Raw genomic sequence first — 18,179 nt, 5'->3', positions numbered from 1 at the left:
GTGTGATGAGGGTGGGCCTCGCGGCCCGCGAAGGAGTGCGTGACGCGTGCGTCACTTGATCCCGGTCGTCGCGATCCCCTTGATGAGGAACTTCTGGCCGAACAGGAAGATCAGGAAGATCGGGATGAGCGAGACGACGCTCATCGCGAACATCTGGGCGTAGTTGGTCGTGCTCTGCGCGTCCTCAAACGACCGCAGCGCCAACGGGACGGTGTATAGCTCGGGCTTGGTCAGGAAGATGAGCTGCGAGAAGAAGTCGTTCCAGGTCCAGATGAAGGTGAAGATGGCGGTGGTCGCCAGGGCCGGCACCATGAGCGGCAGGATGATCTGCAGGAAGATGCGCGGGTGTCCTGCGCCGTCGATGCGCGCCGCCTCATCCAGCTCCTTCGGGATGCCGCGGATGAACTGCACCATCAGGAAGATGAAGAACGCGTCGGTCGCCAGCAGCTTCGGCACGATCAGCGGAAGGAACGTGTTCACCCACCCGAGCTGGGAGAACAGCACGTACTGCGGGACGATGATGACGTGGATGGGGAGCATGATGCTCAGCAGCATCACCGCGAACCAGAACCTCTTGGCGGTGAAGTGCAGCCGGGCGAAGGCGTACGCCGCCATCGAGCACGAGACCAGGTTGCCGATGATGCAGCCGATCACGATCAGCGCCGAGTTCCACATGTACACGTTGAAGGGGTACGCCAGCGCGTTCCACCCGTCGGTGTAGTTCGAGACCTCGAAGCTGTCGGGGATGATCGACGGATCGCGGAAGATCTCGTCGTTGGGCCGCAGCGAACTGACGACCATCCAGATCACCGGGTAGAGCATGGCGAGGGCCAGCGCGATGAGCAGCGTGTGGCGCACGATGCTCGTCATCGGCTTGCGGAACGGGCTGCGCCGGCGACTGCGAGGCGGGTGACCGGTGACGATGGTCTCGGTCGCGAGCGGGGCCGTCATGGCGGCGTCGTCAATCTTGGTCATCGTAGAAAACCCAGAATCTCGAGGTCCAGAACATCAGGACGGTCAGAATGCCGATGATGACCAGCAGGAGCCACGCCATGGCCGACGCGTAGCCCATGTTGTAGTTCGTGAAGCCCTGCTGGTACAGGTACAGCGTGTAGAAGAGAGTGGCGTCGACCGGACCGCCGGTGCCGCCCGAGACGATGTAGGCCTGCGTGAACGACTGGAACGTGCCGATCAGCTGGAGCACGGCGTTGAAGAAGATGATCGGTGTGAGCAGCGGGATCGTGATGCGGAACAGCTGCTGCCGCCGGCTGGCGCCGTCGACGTCGGCCGCCTCGTAGTACATCGAGGGGATCTGCCGCAGGCCCGCCAGGAAGATGACCATCGGCGACCCGAACGTCCAGACGTTGAGGATCATGAGCGTGCCGAGGGCCGTGTCGGGGTTGGAGATCCAGCCCTGGCCTTCGATGCCGAACACGGCGAGCACCTGGTTGACCAAGCCGTCGACGCCGAAGATCTGGCGCCACAGGATCGCGATCGCGACGCTCGCGCCCAGCAGCGACGGCAGGTAGAACGCCGAGCGGTAGAACGCGAGGCCGCGCAGGCCCCGGTCGAGCACGATCGCGAGGAAGAGCGCCACCGCCAGCTGCAGCGGTAGGGAGACGAACACGTACGTGAAGGTGACCTGCAGCGCGGTGTGCAGCCGCTCGTCCTCCCACATGCGCGCGTAGTTCTGGAAGCCGATCCACTTCGGCGGACTCAGCAGGTTGTAGCGCGTGAACGAGAGACCGAACGAGGCGACCATCGGGCCGATCGTGATCAGCAGCAGGCCGACGAACCACGGAGCGAGGAACAGATAGGCGGCCTTGTTCTGCTTCTTGCCGTCGGCCTTGGCCGTCTTCAGCTTGCCGAGCTCGCTGATGGCGCTCATGCGGGTGCTCCGCTGCCACGGCCGGTGGGCCGTGTTCTGGGGCGGTGCGTCGTCGTCACCGTATCCTCCGGTCTCGTCTTCGAGGGTGAGAATGCGCTTTCTAGAATGCGCATTCTCATTCTTGCCAGAACGGATGCCGGAACGCAAGTAGCGCGTGAATTCAGGCCACAACTGAGATCAAACCGTGAGAAAGGGAATTCGCAGAATGCGCAGTCTCAGCGGTGGTGGACTCTGGTGCCCGGTGCCCACGCACGACGAAGGCCCCGGATGCGCGGCATCCGGGGCCTTCGTGGAAGGAACGAGATTACTTGAGGGTAACCGTCGCGCCGGCCTCTTCGAGGGCGGCCTTCGCCTTGTCGGCGGTCTCCTTGTTGGCGCCCTCGAGGACGGCCTTCGGAGCACCGTCGACGACGGCCTTCGCCTCACCGAGGCCGAGCGAGGTGAGCTCGCGGACGACCTTGATGACCTGGATCTTCTTGTCGCCGGCGGCCTCGAGGATGACGTCGAACGCGTCCTTCTCCTCGGCCTCCTCGGCGGGGGCACCACCGGCGGGGGCGCCGGCAGCGGCCACGGCCACGGGGGCGGCAGCGGTGACGTCGAAGGTCTCCTCGAACGCCTTGACGAACTCGCTGAGCTCGATGAGGGTGAGCTCCTTGAACGCGTCGAGCAGCTCCTCAGTGCTGAGCTTTGCCATGATGTATCTCCTTGATTGGGGTTTTGCCTAGCCGGGCCCTTATCAGGCCGCGGACTCCTGCTTCTCGCGCAGCGCGTCGACCGTGCGGACGGCCTTCGACGGAAGCGCATTGAAGACGTATGCCGCCTTGGTCATCGAGGCCTTCATCGCACCGGCGAGCTTCGCCAGCAGGACTTCACGGCTCTCGAGGTCGGCGAGCTTGTTGACCTCGTCAGCGCTCAGGGGGTTCCCGTCGAAGAAACCGCCCTTGATCACGAGAAGAGGGTGTGCCTTGGCGAAGGCACGGAGACCCTTCGCGACGGAGACCGGGTCACCGTGCACGAACGCGATGGCCGACGGACCCTTGAGGTCGTCGTCCAGCGACGTGATCCCCGCGTTGTTCGCGGCGATCTTGGTCAGCGTGTTCTTCACCACGGCGTATTCCGCGTCCTGACGGATGCTGTTGCGCAGCTCCTTGAGCTGGGCAACCGTCAGACCGCGGTACTCGGTCAGCAGAACGGCGGTCGAGTCCTCGAAGTTCTTCGTGAGCTCGGCGACCGATGCTTCCTTCTGCGCCATGGCCACTCCTTGTGTGTACGAGACGCTCCGCGGTGGCGGGGCGCCGGCCGGAGGCATCCGCTCATCTCATCTCGTCACGGCAACAAAAAAGCTCCGGCGCAAGCGCACGGAGCGGGATTCCTGAATCCAGGAGAATCGTTCGTGACACCTGCGCGGGCCCCTGCGTTGCAGAGCTTCGATCTCCATGCGTTCGCACGCACGTCGATGACCGGCGGTCTTCGGCTCCCTCAAGGGTACGCGACACCGCCCCCACCGCCAAATCGACCGCTCCCGGCACCGCCGGGCGTCCTCACGCGCTCCCCTCTCGCCCTTTCTTACACCCAGAGCCCGTGCTGTCATCGAGCGCCCGTGTTCTGCGCCGGGCACGACACGGGCTGTCGGTGCGAGCACGGGCTGTCGGTGCGAGCGCGGGGCGTCGGTGCGAGCGCGGGCTGCCCGTGTGAGCACGGTCTGTCACCGGTCGAACTGCGGGGCCCGAAACGGACGGATGCCGGCCTACCGTTGCACGCACGTGCTGTCGGTGCGAGCACGGCCTGTCGGTGCGAGCACGGCCTGTCGGTGCGAGCACGGCCTGTCACCGGTCGAACTGCGGGGCCCGAAACGGACGGATGCCGCCTGCCGGGAGCACGATGCCGAACTGAGCGAGACGCGCGGCCAGGGCCATCGGCGTCGATGTGTGGGCGTCTTCGAGCCGCACGAAGCGGCGTTGCGTCGTGCCGCGGATCCAGTCCTCGCGCCGCTTCTCCTCCAAGAGGACCTGCTCAAGCGAGCGTCCCGCTCTGAGAGCTTCGTCGGCGTACTTTCCGGTCCCGTCGAACTCGACCAGGAAAGGGTCGCCGTCCTCCACGCCGATGTCGACGCGATAGTCCTTGCCACCCGGCCCGGCCACCGCGACCTGCAGCGCGAATCGTTCGAATCCCAGACATGCGAGCTGGACCCGGGGCGCACTCTCTCCCGCTGACTCCGACCTGCCGTCTGCGAACAGGATGACTTGCTCCGCTTGACGCACGCCTCGACCGCCTTTGGCTCTGCGGACGCGATGGAGCATGCGCTCGCGCCACTGCTCGGCTGCCAGGTGGTCATACCGCGTCCCGTTCATGCTGACCTCGCGCAGAGCCGCATCGGCGGCCGCGACGGCCGAGACGAGCGGGAGACTGCGCGCGAGATCGAAGACCGTGCGTTCCGGAGCGGTGACACGGATGCCGGCCATCACGACCACGTCTTCCTCCGGGAGCTCATCCCGGTGCCGGAACAGCCCGGGACGGCTCGAAGCGCGGGCACCCTGAGGCAGCGTGAGGTGCACCGCCGCAGGCCGATGACGGAACAACGGCAACCCGTGGAGCACCGCCGCGGACTCGTAGGCGAGGGCGGCTGCGCCGTCGCGCATCTCGCCGACCGCCGAGGCCACCTCGAGCAGATGCTGGGACTCCGTCCATAGATCCAGCCACAGCCGGCCCGAGATGTATCGGTTGCGCTGAACGCGTCGCAGCGAACCATCGGCGAGTGCACCCTGGATGTCGCGCGACCGCCAACCCTCGACGCGCAGATCGTCGCGAGTGCGCAACGTGTCACGTGCTGTGGAAAGGGAGATATGGCGCGGCATGACCCCACGTTGCGGCATCCCATTCCGCGTGCATTTCCTCTTTCGCCGATCACGTGGAGAACCCGCCCCACTCGCCTCATGGGGAGGACTCGTTTTACGAACGACCAGAGCCCGTGCTCTGACCGAGCGCCCATGTTGTGCACCGATCACGACACGGGCGCTCGGTCATAGCACGGGCTCTCGCGAGATGAAAAACGGGAAAGAGGGAGCTAGGAGCGCCAGGGGCTGAGGTCGAGCTTGTGGCCGTCGGCGTCGGCGAGGGTCCACCAGGAGGGGGCGTGGGAGTCGTCGACGAGCGTTCCACCGGCGGCGAGGGCCGCCTCGAGCCGCTTCTCGATCACGTCGCGCGGCGCGTTGACATCGAGGTGGGACCTGCCGCGCAGCGGCTTGTCGACCGGCTGGAACCAGATGAGCGGTCCGCGTCCGTCGGCGTCGAAGAGCACGCCGTCGGCCACCTCTTTGAAGCCCGTCGCCGCCTTCCAGAACGGCAGCACCGCGGCGACGTCGGGCGTGGCTACCGCGAGCATGAGGTCCTGCATCCGGTCGGTCACGGCGCTGATGTCGAGTTCCCGCGCGGCCTCGGAGATCTGCGCGGCCAGCGCGGCGTCCTTGGCCGTCAGCCCGCCGGCGGAGTGGGTGAGCAGGCGGACGCGCACCGTGGCGTAGCGCACGTCGACGTCGGGGTGGTGGTCGGCCGTCTCGGCCAGTTCTGCGATCGCCCCGAACAGCTGGGCGCCGACGGCGAACGTGCCGGTGCGGAAGAGCGCGAATGCGCCGGTGACGCGGGGACGCCAGTCCTCGACACCGGGGAATGCGCGGAACTCGCGGGAGGTGATGGTGTCCATGCCCCCGAGGATGCCACCGCCCTCGCCCAGCGCAACCCCACCCGCGCACGGCGGGGCGCGTCGCAGGCGGCGGATGTCGTGTCGGCGGCGTAGCCTCGAGGGGTGAACCCCGAGCACTCCGTCGCGCGCCCGACCGGCCTCGCGGCGCAGGCACCGGAGGTCGCCGCCCGCATCGTCGCGGACTCGCGCGACCGGGTGGCCTGGGTGCGCGCCCGCTCGCGGGGCATCACGGCGACGGATGTCGCAGCCCTCACCTCGGAGAAGGCGATCGCTCGCGCCGCCGACGCCAAGCTCCTCGGGTCGGGGTTCTCGGGCAACGCTTATACGGCGCACGGGCGCGCGCGAGAGCCCGAGATCGCTTCGTGGGTCGCGGCGACCCACGGCATCCTCCCCTCGTCGGCGCTCTTCCACGCCGTGGTCGAGAAGCGGCACCTCGCCACGCCCGACGGGATCACGGTCGACACCGCCGGGCGCATCACTCTCGCCGAGATCAAGACCACCAACAAGGAGTGGCGCAGCATCCCCCGGTCGTACCTGCGGCAGGTGTGGTGGCAGCAGCACGTGCTCGGTGCTGAGCGCACGCTGGTGGCGTGGGAGCAGCACGACGGCTTCGTGCCCGTGGACGACGAGCCGCGCTGCGCGTGGGTCGACCGCGACGAGGCCGAGATCGCGAAGCTCGTGCGCCTTGCGACCGCGCTCATCGACGAGCTGTACCTGCGGACGATGCGTGCACGACAGCAGCCGACACGGATGCCGCAGCGGCCCTCTCCCCCGCGCGAGCCGTTCCGCGCGCTCGCCCTCGCCGACTGATCGGCGGCGAGCGGTTCGCCCCGCCGGCTGAGCGCACCGGCGCGAGCCGATCCGCAGACTCGCGCTCGCGGACGGATGCCGCACCCGCACCCCCACTCCCGCACGCAAGCCCCCGCCCCGCCGGCTGAGCGCACCGGCGCGGGCACTCAGCGCAGCGTCGTGACGTGCCGGGCCTCGGCGTCCCACACACGCAAGCCGGTCGCCTCCCCGCGGATGTGGGGCGCCCGGATGGTGCGCATCGCCGTCGCCAAGCGCACCGCGGTGAGCCCGCGCGCCAGGGTGACGTGCGGAGTCCAGCGGTCGACGCCCGTGTTGGAGTAGTGCGGCTCGGGTTTGCCGGCGAGCCCGGCGACCGCCCGATGAACGGCGAGCAGGTCGGCACTCATCACGACGAGCCGCGCGAGGATGTAGCGATCCCGGTGCCCGAAGATCACGAGCGCCCCCAGCTCGATCGGGATCGGCAGCAGGTCGGCGATGCCCGCGAACGCATCTGCCTCGAGCCGATCCCGCACCGCCAGGGTGATGTGGGGCCGGTTGCTGGGCGCGGGGTTGCGTCCCGAGCTCGGCAGGTCCGCACCGAGGAGCCGGTCCCAGTCCTCCCGCACGGACTGCTCGATCTCGGCATCCGGAATCAACTCGACGCTGAACACGCCTCCATCCTCACCCCCGCCGGCGACCCGCGGACGCGATCCGTCGCCACGGCACGCCAAGCAGCCAGTCACCCCGCCGGCCACCCGCGAATCCGACCCGTCGCCACGGCACGCCAACCACCTCGCCGGCGCCCGCCAACCCGACCCGCCTCCCGGCACGCCAGCAACCCAAAGCCACCGATAGTTGACACACATCAACCATCGGCGTATCGTTGACTTGAATCAACTGTTGACCTACGTCAACCTTCTTACGCGCCATCGTCGCCGCGAATCATCCTCACCTCTCCATTCGAAGGACTTCTATGGCCATGTCCACCCCCGCGACCGGGTCGGTCGCCACCGCCGAGAGCACCGCCGCCGACAAGCGCCGGCACCGCCAGGTGCTTCAGGCGCTCACCGGTCTGCTGCTCGGCATGTTCGTGTCGATGCTGGCGTCGACCGTCGTGTCGACCTCGCTCCCCGTGATCGTCCACGATCTCGGCGGCAACCAGGCCGCCTTCACCTGGGTCGTCACCGCGACGCTGCTCACCACTGCGATCTCGACCCCGATCTGGGGCAAGCTCGCCGACCTCTTCAACCGCAAGCTGCTCATCCAGATCGCCATCGTGATCTTCGTGCTGGCCACCGCGGCCGCCGGCTTCTCGCAGGACACGGGCACGCTCATCGCCTTCCGCGCGGTGCAGGGCATCGGCGCCGGCGGCCTCGCCGCGCTCAGTCAGGTGATCATGGCCGACATCATCAGCCCGCGCGAGCGCGGCCGCTACATGGGCCTCTTCGGCGCCGTCATGGCCGTCGCCACCGTCGGCGGCCCGCTCCTCGGCGGCTTCATCACCGACACCATCGACTGGCGCTGGAACTTCTTCATCGCCCTGCCGTTCGCGGTCGCCGCGCTCATCATGATGCAGCGGACGCTGCACCTGCCGACGCGCCCGAAGGGCAAGGCGCGCATCGACTACTTCGGCATCGTGCTGCTGTCGACCGCCGTCTCGCTCCTGCTGATCTGGGTCACCAACGCCGGCAAGGACTACGACTGGTGGAGCACCGAGACGATCCTCATGGTGGGCGGCGCGCTCCTGGCCGCCGTGCTGTTCGTCATCGTCGAGCTGCGCTCGAAGGAGCCGCTCGTCCCGCTCACGATGTTCCGCAACCGCACGTTCACGCTCGCGGTGGTCGCGTCGATCTCGATCGGCATCGCGATGTTCGGCACCTCGGTGTTCCTCAGCCAGTACATGCAGCTGGCCCGCGGTGCGACGCCGACCGAGGCCGGCCTCCTCACCATCCCGATGATCGCCGGCCTGCTGCTGGCCTCGATCGTGATCGGCGGTCTCGTGACCCGTCACGGGCACTGGAAGCCCTACCTCATCGTGGGCGGCGTGCTGCTGATCGCCGGGTCGTACCTGCTGTCGACGATCCACTACGACACGAACTTCGTGCTGGTCTCGGTGTACATGTTCCTCCTCGGCGCCGGCGTCGGCATGACCATGCAGAACCTCGTCCTCATCGTGCAGAACACGGCGAACCCGAGCGAGATCGGCGTCGCGAGCTCCGGCGTCACCTTCTTCCGCAGCCTCGGCGGCACGATCGGCGTCTCGGTGATGGGCGCGGCGCTCGCGACGTCGGCGACGAACCTGTTCACCGACCGCAAGGACGAGATCGGCACGGCGCTCATGGCGCTCGGCGAGAAGGGCGCCGCCATCGGCGAGCAGCTCGCATCGGGCACCATCCCGCAGGTCTCGGCGCTGCCCGAGTCGATCCGCGTGATCGTCGAGGACATCTACGCCCAGGCCATCGCCCACTCGTTCCTCATCGCGGTGCCCCTCGCCGTGATCAGCCTGATCGCGATCGTCTTCCTGCCCAACAAGCCGCTCACCCGCATGACCACGAGCGAGCGCGTGCAGGCGAGCGAGGCCGACCTCGCGACCGTCTCGGTCGCCGAGGGCATGGAGACCCTGACGGCCACGGCGACGGTCGAGACGGATGCCGCGGCCCGCGGCACCGCGCCCGCGACCGGCGCGTCTGCGGCTGACGCGGCGGATGAGGCATCCGCCACCCGACGCTAATGTCGAACACGATGACCTCCGACGACACTCGAGCGGCGCGCACCGAGGCGGTGCGCGCCCTCGAGGCGGAGTTCGGGGAGCTGATCAACCGCTTCCGGCGGATCATCACCGAGAACGCCAACCGCGTGAGCCCCGGCATGCTGCCGGGCGCCTACAAGGTGTTCACCACCATCGTGCGCCGCGAGGGCATCACCCTCTCGGGCCTGGCCGAGTCGCTGATGTCGGACAAGGGCCAGATCAGCCGCACCGTGCGCGAGCTCGAGCAGCTCGGGCTCGTGCAGCGCACGCCCGATCCCGACGACGGCCGGTCGAGCCTGCTCTCCCCCACCCCGTTCGGCCTGGAGCGGCTCGCCGAGGCGCGGGCGCCGCAGGAGAGCCTGCTGGTCGACGCGCTGGACGAGTGGCCGGTCGACGACATCGTCAACCTGACCCGCCTGCTGCACGCGCTCACCCTCGGCGAGCGCCCGGCCACCTGACGGCCTGGTCGCACGAGCGGCCAGCCTCGCGGCACCGCCCGGCTCACACCCGCGGGGGATCAGGCCTCGACGAAGTCGTACTCCTGGAACTCCGCCACCTCGGGAACCCACCGCTCCGCCACGAACGACACGTGCGTCGGGTGGTCGTTGTAGGCCTGGTACGCGGCGTCGTCGGCGAAGAGCATCGTGAACTGATGCGCCAGGTCGCTCTTCGGGCTCACCTGCCGGGTGATCCGGAAGTCCTCCACGCCGGGGATCGAGGTGAGGGCGGCGCGCGCATCCGCGAGGAACGCGGCCTCCTCCGACGAGCCCGGCGCGTGGGCGAGACGGAAGACGACGGTGTGCTGAATCGACATGCTCCGAGTCTTCCGCATCACTGGTTGCTGAAGGCGGCGTCGAACGAGGCCGCGGGCGGCGGCCACAGCAGCGACCGGACGAACCCGACCGCCTCGGCTGCGCCATGGAGGCGGTCCATGCCGGCGTCCTCCCACTCGATCGAGATCGGGCCGGTGTACCCGATCGCGTCGAGCGCACGGAACGCGTCCTCCCACGGCACATCGCCGTGCCCCGTCGAGACGAAGTCCCAGCCGCGGCGCGGGTCGCCCCACGCCAGGTGCGAGCCGAGCACCCCCGCCCGGCCGTTGCGCGGCCGCATCCGGGTGTCCTTGCAGTCCACGTGGTAGATCCGGTCCTGGAAGTCCCAGATGAAACCGACCGGGTCGATGTTCTGCCACATCATGTGCGACGGGTCCCAGTTGAACCCGAACGCCTCGCGGTGACCGATCGCCTCCAGCGCGCGCACGCTCGACCAGTAGTCGTAGGCGATCTCGCCGGGGTGCACCTCGTGTGCGAACCGCACGCCCTCGCCGTCGAACACGTCGAGGATCGGATTCCAGCGGGCGGCGAAGTCCTCGAAGCCGCCCTCGATCACCTCACCGGGCACGGGCGGGAACATCGCCACGTACGGCCAGATCGACGAGCCCGTGAACCCGACCACCACGTCGATGCCGAGCTTGCGCGCCACCCGGGCGGACCGCTTCATGTCGTCCGCGGCGCGCTGCCGCACGCCTTCGGCATCGCCGTCGCCCCACACGTATTCGCGCAGGATCGCCCGGTGCCGGAAGTCGATCGGCGAATCGCACACCGCCTGCCCCGCCAGATGATTGGAGATCGCGAAGGCCTTCAGCCCGTGCCGCTCCAGCACCTCGAGCCGCGACGCGACATAGGCGTCGTCCTCGTCGGCGCGCTTCAGATCGAGATGATCGCCGGATGCCGCGATCTCCAGTCCGTCGTAGCCCCACGACGCCGCCAGCCGCGCCACCTCCTCGAACGGCAGATCCGCCCACTGTCCGGTGAACAGGGTGACGGGGTGCTCGGCCATGGTGTCTGCTCCTCGGGTGTCGCAGCTGTCAGTGCGGTGGCGTCTGCAGCGCCGTGAGGTACCGGAGCGACCGCGCGGCCAGGTCGTCCTGGCTCGCCGCCAGGGGTCGCCAGACCGATGCCGCGACCGCGATCGTGGCGTTCTCGCCCGTGAAGCTCTCCAGCCCCAGGATGCCTTCATACCCCGCATCGTCGAGCGCCGCCAGGGTGCCCGGCCAGTCGGTGTGATCGTCGCCGACCGGCCCGCGATCGCTGCCGCACACCTGGACATGCGCGATGCGCCCGGTGGCGGCCCGGATCGCGGCATCCGGTCGCTTCTCCTCGATGTTGAGGTGATAGGTGTCCAGCGCGAGGCCGAGGCCGGAGCCGAACAGCGGCGCGAGCGCCTCCAGACCCTGCTCGACGGTGTTGATCACACTGGTCTCGTACCGGTTGAGGGGCTCGACGGCGAGCGAGAGCCCGGCTGCCCCGGCCTCGTCGACGAGCGGTTCGAGGTTGCGGCGCAGTTGCGCGACGACGTCGGTGCGCTCGTCGGGGGTCATGCGCCAGGTCACTCCGGTGGGCGCGTAGAACGGCCCGGCGACGACGGATGCCCCGACCTCGCGCGCGGCGGTCAGGCACGTCCGCAGGTACGCCTGGGTGGCGGGGACGTTCCCCGCCCGGTCGACCAGCGACCGGCCGGGTCCCATCGCGCCGATCACCACGGGCCTCAGCTCCAGCGAGGTGAGCAGATCGCCCGCGCGCGCGGCATCCCAGTCCCCCGCGTTCTCGAGCGGAAGCTCGATGGCGCCGAAGCCCATGCCGGCGATCTTGGGCGCGAGCGCGGCCAGCGACTCGTCGGTCAGCGGCGAGGTCCACACCCAGGTGTTGACGCCGATCGTGCGCTGCATGCGTGCTCCTTGCTGCCTGCACCGGCGGTTGGTGCGACCGTGTCCCACTTCCTGCCACTCCCGAGACCCGGAAAGCGATGTCATCGGGACATGCCTCGAAGGAAGTGGGACACGGTGCGCTGCGGGTTACGGGATCTGGCGCTCCTGCCAGACCTCGGGATAGCCCGGCAGGTTCTCGCCGCCGAACTTGGCGTAGTGGCCGTCGGGCATGCCGTCGTTGGCCTCGAGGTACTGGTCGACCTCTTCCGCCGTGATCGGGCTCTGCGGGAGCACCCACTCCTTCGGGATCTGCTCGCCGGCGAAGATCTTCTGCGCCGCCAGCAGCGGGGTGCGCCACTGGAAGTTCGAGTAGACCGGAGCGAGCCCCGTCAGACCCGTCTCCTTCCACTTGCGCAGGAAGCTCATCTCGTCCTCACCCGTCATGACGGGGTAGTCCACGCCGGCGTCCTCGAACGCCTCGATGGCGGCGACGGCGCCGTCACCGGCATCCATCCAGATGCCTGCCACGTCGCCCTTCGCAAGCTCGTCGCTGATGATGCTCTTGATCTCGGCCGGGTCGGCGCCGGTGAAGTAGTCGACGGCCTCGATGCCCGCATCGGCGAACATCTTCTCGGCCGCGGCCCAGCGCTGCTCGAGCACGTCGACGCCCGGGAGGATGCGCAGGCCCACGACCTTGTCGCCCTCTTCGAGGTTGTCGATGAGGAACTGCGCGGTGTCGATGCCCCACGCGAATCCGCCGATGGGGTGGATGAACGTGACGGGGCAGTCGGTCTCGACGCCGCGGTCGAACACGATCACCGGCTTGCCGGTGTCGCACGCACGCTCCACCGCCGGGGTCATCGCCGCCGTGCTGTTCGGCGAGATGATGAAGACGTCGCAGTTGCCCTCGGCGATGAAGTAGTCGATGTCGGCGATCTGCGTGTCGTCGGAGTCCTGAGCGTCACGCGTCTCCATCTCGCTGATGACGCCCTGCTCCTGCAGCACCTCCAGCTGCTGGTTCATCGTGATCCAGCCGGTCTGGCGCCACGGGTTCGAGATCGACGCGTTCGCGAAGCAGGCCTTCTTGGCCCCGGCGCTCGCGTACTGCGCCGTGTCGATCATCTCGGCGTCGATGTACTGGAGGTACGGCTCGTCCTCGGGACCCTCGGGCACGACCTCGCGCTGGGCCATCTGGGTGTCGAACAGCTCCTGGTCGAACCACTCGTTGGGGCCGGCGTCCTCCGTCGGCTCGGCGGTCGAGTCCGGTGGGGCCACGCCCGGGTCGGTCGTGCACCCGGCGAGGGCGAAGAGACCGACGAGCGCCACCGCGGTGGTGGCGATCTTCACTGATCGTCGCATTGCTAGCTCCTGTCGTTCTGTGCGGCGCCCTCGCCTGCGAGGGCCGGTGTTGCGGACGACTCCTCGGCGCCGTCGGGCGCGTCGGGTTCCTTCCCCAGGGAGGGAGAGGTCGGTGGCGCCCCGCCGCGACGACGGGACCGGAAGACCAGACCCGAGTACGCGACGGCGGCGATGATGATGACGCCCTGCACCGCGTCGCGCAGCGACGACGGAACTCCGGCGATGTTCAGCAGCAGGAAGAGGGCCTCGAGGACGAACGCTCCGGCGACGGCGGCGACGATCCAGCCCCGGCCGCCGCCGAGCACGACCCCGCCGAGCACGACGGCGGTGATCGCCACGAACTCGTAGCCGCGTCCGACCGAGGGGTGCACGCCGGCGTAGCCGACGAGCAGCACCGCCGAGACGGTGGCCGACAGCGACGAGATCATGAACGCCTGCGTCGTCACCCACCAGTCCCGGGCGCCCGAGTACCGTGTGGCCCGCGCGTTGTCGCCGATGGCGATGAGGAGCTTTCCGAGCGGCCGCTTGGTGACCCAGATGCCGAGGGCGAGCCAGACGGCGAGGATGAGGACCGACCACGGCAGGAACTCGATCACGGGGATGTCGCGGATGCCGCCGCGCCCGATCTGGCGGAAGCTGTCGGCGGGGTTGCCCGTGGCCGCGCCTCCCGTCCACCAGAGCACCAGGCCGAGCAGGGCGAGCATCATGCCCAGGGTGACGATGAACGACGGCACCTTCAACAGCGTGGTGAGCAGGCCGTTCACCAGGCCGATGAACAGGCCGAGCACGATCATGAGGCACAGCACCGGCACGGTGCGGGAGTCGTCCTGACCGACGAGGTTGCCGGCGACGATCACCTGCGCGGTGATGAGGGATCCCTGAGACAGGTCGAACTCTCCCGCGATGATCACGAAGTACTGCCCGATCGCGACGATCGCGACGGGGGCCACGCGCTGGATGTAGCGCATGATCTGCCCGGGGTCGGCGAAGTTCGGGTTCAGCACCATGATGGCGATCAGCAGGATCACCAGCAGCAGGAACACCGCGCCCCGCGGGCTTACGAGGGTCTTGAGGAACCTCATCGCGCACCTCCCTGCGTCGCGGCGCCGCCTTCGGCCGCATCGGCCTCCGCCTCGAGGGCGTGGGATGCCGCGGCCATCGCGGGTGCGGCGGCCTCGGCTTCGGCATCCCCGCCTGTCCTGGTGCCGCCGGGACCGAACCGTGTGCGGCGGCGGACGATCGCGCGGCGGCTGTACACGGCGACCGCGGCGACGATCACGACGCCGCGCACGACGTCCTTGAGGAACGGGTTGACCTGCATGACGCTCATCACGTTGTCGACGACGGCGAAGATCGCGACACCGCCGATCGTGCCCCACACCGAGCCGCGGCCACCCAGCAGCAGCGTGCCGCCGAGCACGACGGCCGCGATCGAAAGCAGCGCGTAGCCTCCCTGCTGACCCACCGTGGGACTGCCGACACCGAGACGGCTCGCGAGCAGCAGACCGGCGAGGCCCGCGAACACCGAGCACAGCACGTGCGCGGCGATCAGCGGGGGCCGCGTCCGGACGCCCGAGAGCCGGGCGACCTCGGGATCGCCGCCGACGGCGAAGAGGTGCGCGCCGGTGCGCGTGCGGTCGAGCAGGAACCACACCAGCACCGCCAGGGCGATCATGATGATCGTCGAGACGGGGATGGGTCCGACGCCGGTCGCCCCGATGAGCTGGAACGCCCACGGCACCGACCCGGCGCTGCCCTGGAAGTTGGTGTTCAGCACGCCCTGCAGGATGAGGCCCACGCCGAGCGTCGCGATGAACCCGTTGACTTTGAGCACCGTCACGATGAGGCCGTTCGCGAGTCCGATCGCGGCGCACACGAGCAGGGTCAGGGTGACCGCCCACGGGATGTTCGCGGCGTTGCCGTTCATGGTGGTGGCGGCGATGAGGCTCGCGAGGCTCATCACGTACGTCACCGAGAGGTCGAGCGACGCCCCGAGGATCACGAGGGTCTGACCGATGGCGACGAGACCGAGCACGCTCATGCCCGTGAGGATGTCGCGGATGTTGCCCGGGCTGAAGAAGTTCCGCCCCACTGTCGCGACGAGGATGGCTCCCACCGCGATGACGAGGATCAGGATGCCGAGCACGATCACCGTGGAGTCGATGCGGAGGCGCTTCACGGCCTGCTCCCGTCGTCGTAGAGGCGCGGATCGGGGATGTCGGCGGCGCCGGCGTCGCCGGGGACGGCTGGGCCGACGGCGCCCGAGCCGTTGGCGGCGGCGCCCGAACCGGGGGCGTCGGCGCCCGAGCCGGTGGCGGCGGCGAGCACCTCGTGCTCGGCCGACCCGGCCGGAAGCTCCGCGGCGAGTTCGCCGTCGCGCATGACGAGGATGCGGTCGCTCATGCCGATGACCTCCGGCAGTTCGCTGGAGACCATGAGCACGGCCTTGCCGTCGGCGGCCAGCTGCCGCATGAGCTGGTACACCGCGACCTTCGCGCCGACGTCGATGCCTCGGGTCGGCTCGTCGAACAGCACGATCTGCGGATCGGTCACGAGCCACTTCGCCAGCACGACCTTCTGCTGGTTGCCTCCCGAGAGGAAGCGCACCTCCTGGTCGACGCCCCGCGACGACACCTCGAGCGAGCTCAGGATGCCGGGCACGTTCCGGCGCGAGGCCCCGGTGCGGCCGGCGAACACGCTGCGGACCACCAGCAGCGCGTTGTCGAGCACCGACTGGCCGAGCGCCAGCCCCTGCGCCTTGCGGTCCTCGGTCACCAGGGCGAGCCCTGCCTTCACCGCCGCCCGCGGACTGGAGAAGGCGACCGAGCGGCCGTCGATGATCATCGTCCCGCGTGAGAAGCCGTGGACGCCGAAGATCCCCTCGACGAGCTCCGTGCGGCCCGAGCCCTGAAGGCCCGCCAGCCCGACGATCTCGCCCGCGCGGAGCGTCAGCGAGATCCCGTCCACGAATTCGTTGCCGCAGCCGTCGAGCTGCAGGCGCGGTTCGCCCAGCGCCGTGCCCTCGACCGGGCCCGGGAAGTACGACTGCAGGGGCCGGCCCACCATGCGACGGACCAGCTCGGCATCGGTGAGGGCGGTCGCGGCATCCGTCGACACCAGCGCGCCGTCCTTCAGGATCGTGATGCGGTCGCAGAGGTCGAAGATCTCCTTCAGCCGGTGCGAGACGTAGATGACGGCGACGCCGCGGGCGGTGAGCTTGCGGATGATCGCGTAGAGCAGCTCGACCTCGTGGTCGCTGAGGGCGGCGGTGGGCTCGTCCATGGAGATGACGCGGGCGTCGAACGAGAGCGCCTTGACGATCTCGACGATCTGCTGCTCGGCGACGGTGAGCGAGCCGACGCGGGCGCCGGGATCGATGAACGCGACGCCGAGCCCTTCGAGCAGGTCGCGGGTGCGTCGCTCCATGCCCTTCTTGTCGATGAACCCGGCCTTGCGCGGCTCGCGACCGAGGAACACGTTCTGCGCGACCGTGCGCTCGGGCAGCAGGTTGAACTCCTGGAAGACGGTCACGAGTCCGGCGTCCATCGCCTGACGAGGATGACCCCACGCCACGGTCTGCCCCTCGAACTCGACGGAGCCGCTGTCGGCGTGGTGGACGCCGGCGAGGATCTTCATCAGCGTGGATTTTCCCGCGCCGTTCTCGCCGACCAGGCCGTGCACCTCGCCGCGGCGCACGTCGAGGTCGATGTCGGAGAGCACGCGCACGCCGAAGAACGACTTCGATATGCCGCGTGCACGCAGCACGACGTCGGAGCCGGTGGGAGGCACCGGGGTGTCGGCGAGCATCGTGTCGGTCATGCCGGCACCTCGATCCAGTTCCGGGTGAGTGAGGACTCGAGCACGGCCTCGGTGAGGACCGCCGCACGCAGGCCGTCGGCGAAGGTGGGTAGCCCGTCGGGCTCTGCGCCGCCGATGGCGGCGTAGACGTCGGCCACGAAGTTGTCGAACGCGTCCTGGTATCCCATGGGATGCCCCGCGGGGACGCTCTGGAGTCGTGCCGAATCGGCGCCGGCCGTGGCCGGGTCGCGCAGCACCAGGCGCGAGCCCTTGCGGGCTCCGATCCACAGCTCCTCGGGGCGCTCCTGGTCGAAGCGGATGCTGCGACGCGTGCCGTGCAGCTCGAGGACGAGCGCGTTCTTGCGACCCGGGGCCATCTGCGACACGAGCAGCGTGCCCAGCGCTCCCGACTCCGTCTCGACGAGGAGCGCGGCCAGGTCCTCGTTCGAGACCGCCCTGCCCGCGCGCTCGTCGAACACGCGCCGCGTGCGGGCCGTCAGGCGCACGATCCGCTCGCCGCTGACGAACTCGATCAGGTCGCACAGGTGCGAGCCGATGTCGGCGAACGCGCGCGACGGACCGCCGGCTGCGGCATCCGCCCGCCAGTCGTCGTCCTGCCGTCGCAGCATCCAGTCCTGCAGGTACGCGGCGTCGAGGGTGAGCAGCGCGCCCAGGCGCCCGTCGGCGATGCGAGCGCGGGCCTCGCGCACCATCGGGTGGTAGCGGTAGACGAACGGGACGGCCGCGACCGCGCCGGTCTCTTCTGCTGCGCGGACCAGCTCCCGCGCGTCGGCGGCAGAGGTGGCCAGCGGCTTCTCGCACACGACGTGCTTGCCGGCCGCGAGCGCGGCCGCCGCCAAGGATGCGTGGGTCGCGTTGGGCGTGCAGATGTGCACGACATCGATATCGGATGCCGCGAACACGCCGTCGGCGTCGTCCTCGGCGCGTGCCGCCCCGAGGTCGCGCGCCACAGCCTCGGCGCGATCGCGGCTCGAAGAGGCCACGGCGGTGAGACGTGCTCCCGTGCGGCGGGCCGCAGCGGCGTGGACGCGGCCCATGAAGCCGCCCCCCACAAGGCCCGTGCGAACAGTCCCGACGACGATGTCGATGACTTCCGTAGTCATGCGGCGATCATGGCACGCGGCCGACGACTTTTGCTAGTGCATCGTCAAAAGTGATCGTGTCGTGA

The 18,179-nt window shown here is 69.1% G+C and carries 18 protein-coding genes; 3 read left to right on the top strand and 15 right to left on the bottom strand.

The window, feature by feature from the left end; genetic code table 11:
• Positions 1–51: 51 nt before the first annotated feature.
• The 6 genes from IM767_RS06470 to IM767_RS06445 form a co-directional block, all read right to left on the bottom strand.
• The gene (locus IM767_RS06470; RefSeq protein ID WP_422613766.1) at positions 52–975 is read right to left on the bottom strand and encodes a carbohydrate ABC transporter permease; all 924 of its coding nucleotides are present in this window, start codon (positions 973–975) and stop codon (positions 52–54) included.
• Entirely contained in the window at positions 962–1,888 is a 927-nt protein-coding gene (locus IM767_RS06465) for a carbohydrate ABC transporter permease (RefSeq protein WP_109211491.1), read from the bottom strand. The genes IM767_RS06470 and IM767_RS06465 overlap by 14 nt, the downstream gene beginning before the upstream one ends.
• 304 nt (positions 1,889–2,192) lie before the next feature.
• The gene (rplL, locus tag IM767_RS06460; RefSeq protein ID WP_109211492.1) at positions 2,193–2,582 is read right to left on the bottom strand and encodes a 50S ribosomal protein L7/L12; all 390 of its coding nucleotides are present in this window, start codon (positions 2,580–2,582) and stop codon (positions 2,193–2,195) included.
• A 42-nt stretch (positions 2,583–2,624) separates the two neighbouring features.
• Positions 2,625–3,140 (bottom strand): 50S ribosomal protein L10, encoded by a 516-nt coding sequence (gene rplJ / locus IM767_RS06455; protein ID WP_109211493.1) that lies wholly within the window; start codon positions 3,138–3,140, stop codon positions 2,625–2,627.
• A 574-nt stretch (positions 3,141–3,714) separates the two neighbouring features.
• A complete protein-coding gene (locus IM767_RS06450; RefSeq protein ID WP_162564362.1) occupies positions 3,715–4,893 on the bottom strand; it encodes a type IV toxin-antitoxin system AbiEi family antitoxin in 1,179 nt (392 codons plus the stop codon).
• A gap of 59 nt (positions 4,894–4,952) precedes the next feature.
• Positions 4,953–5,588, bottom strand: coding sequence for a VOC family protein (locus IM767_RS06445; protein ID WP_109211495.1), 636 nt, complete (start codon positions 5,586–5,588; stop codon positions 4,953–4,955).
• A gap of 102 nt (positions 5,589–5,690) precedes the next feature.
• Here IM767_RS06445 and IM767_RS06440 point away from each other — a divergent pair, with 102 nt between their 5' ends.
• Positions 5,691–6,398 (top strand): YqaJ viral recombinase family protein, encoded by a 708-nt coding sequence (locus IM767_RS06440; protein WP_109211496.1) that lies wholly within the window; start codon positions 5,691–5,693, stop codon positions 6,396–6,398.
• 146 nt (positions 6,399–6,544) lie between these two features.
• On the opposite strand, the gene IM767_RS06435 is transcribed toward IM767_RS06440, so the two are convergent.
• Entirely contained in the window at positions 6,545–7,048 is a 504-nt protein-coding gene (locus IM767_RS06435; protein WP_162564363.1) for a 2'-5' RNA ligase family protein, read from the bottom strand.
• 302 nt (positions 7,049–7,350) lie between these two features.
• Between IM767_RS06435 and IM767_RS06430 the strand changes: the two genes are divergently transcribed.
• Positions 7,351–9,108, top strand: a complete 1,758-nt coding sequence (locus IM767_RS06430; protein ID WP_109211498.1) for an MDR family MFS transporter — start codon at positions 7,351–7,353, stop codon at positions 9,106–9,108.
• 11 nt (positions 9,109–9,119) lie between these two features.
• A complete protein-coding gene (locus IM767_RS06425) occupies positions 9,120–9,584 on the top strand; it encodes a MarR family winged helix-turn-helix transcriptional regulator (protein ID WP_109211538.1) in 465 nt (154 codons plus the stop codon).
• Between the two features lie 59 nt (positions 9,585–9,643).
• Here IM767_RS06425 and IM767_RS06420 read toward each other — a convergent pair whose 3' ends face one another.
• The 8 genes from IM767_RS06420 to IM767_RS06385 all read right to left on the bottom strand — a co-directional run bounded on the left by IM767_RS06420 (position 9,644) and on the right by IM767_RS06385 (position 18,114).
• The gene (locus tag IM767_RS06420; RefSeq protein ID WP_109211499.1) at positions 9,644–9,940 is read right to left on the bottom strand and encodes a Dabb family protein; all 297 of its coding nucleotides are present in this window, start codon (positions 9,938–9,940) and stop codon (positions 9,644–9,646) included.
• Positions 9,941–9,957: 17 nt separating this feature from the next.
• Positions 9,958–10,965, bottom strand: a complete 1,008-nt coding sequence (locus tag IM767_RS06415) for a sugar phosphate isomerase/epimerase family protein (RefSeq protein ID WP_109211500.1) — start codon at positions 10,963–10,965, stop codon at positions 9,958–9,960.
• Between the two features lie 28 nt (positions 10,966–10,993).
• Positions 10,994–11,854 (bottom strand): sugar phosphate isomerase/epimerase family protein, encoded by an 861-nt coding sequence (locus tag IM767_RS06410; protein WP_109211501.1) that lies wholly within the window; start codon positions 11,852–11,854, stop codon positions 10,994–10,996.
• 126 nt (positions 11,855–11,980) lie between these two features.
• Positions 11,981–13,192, bottom strand: a complete 1,212-nt coding sequence (locus tag IM767_RS06405) for a substrate-binding domain-containing protein (RefSeq protein WP_109211502.1) — start codon at positions 13,190–13,192, stop codon at positions 11,981–11,983.
• A gap of 2 nt (positions 13,193–13,194) precedes the next feature.
• Entirely contained in the window at positions 13,195–14,274 is a 1,080-nt protein-coding gene (locus IM767_RS06400; protein WP_109211503.1) for an ABC transporter permease, read from the bottom strand.
• Entirely contained in the window at positions 14,271–15,371 is a 1,101-nt protein-coding gene (locus IM767_RS06395; protein WP_109211504.1) for an ABC transporter permease, read from the bottom strand. The genes IM767_RS06400 and IM767_RS06395 overlap by 4 nt, the downstream gene beginning before the upstream one ends.
• Positions 15,368–17,011, bottom strand: coding sequence for a sugar ABC transporter ATP-binding protein (locus IM767_RS06390; protein WP_239453430.1), 1,644 nt, complete (start codon positions 17,009–17,011; stop codon positions 15,368–15,370). The genes IM767_RS06395 and IM767_RS06390 overlap by 4 nt, the downstream gene beginning before the upstream one ends.
• Positions 17,008–18,114: a Gfo/Idh/MocA family protein gene (locus IM767_RS06385; RefSeq protein WP_109211505.1), complete on the bottom strand. Its 1,107-nt coding sequence runs from the start codon at positions 18,112–18,114 to the stop codon at positions 17,008–17,010. Before IM767_RS06385 ends, IM767_RS06390 begins: the two co-directional genes overlap by 4 nt.
• Positions 18,115–18,179: the final 65 nt, after the last annotated feature.

This window comes from Microbacterium ureisolvens, from assembly GCF_015278315.1.
Classification (GTDB): domain Bacteria; phylum Actinomycetota; class Actinomycetes; order Actinomycetales; family Microbacteriaceae; genus Microbacterium; species Microbacterium ureisolvens.
This window is presented reverse-complemented; position numbering and strand designations above follow the sequence as displayed.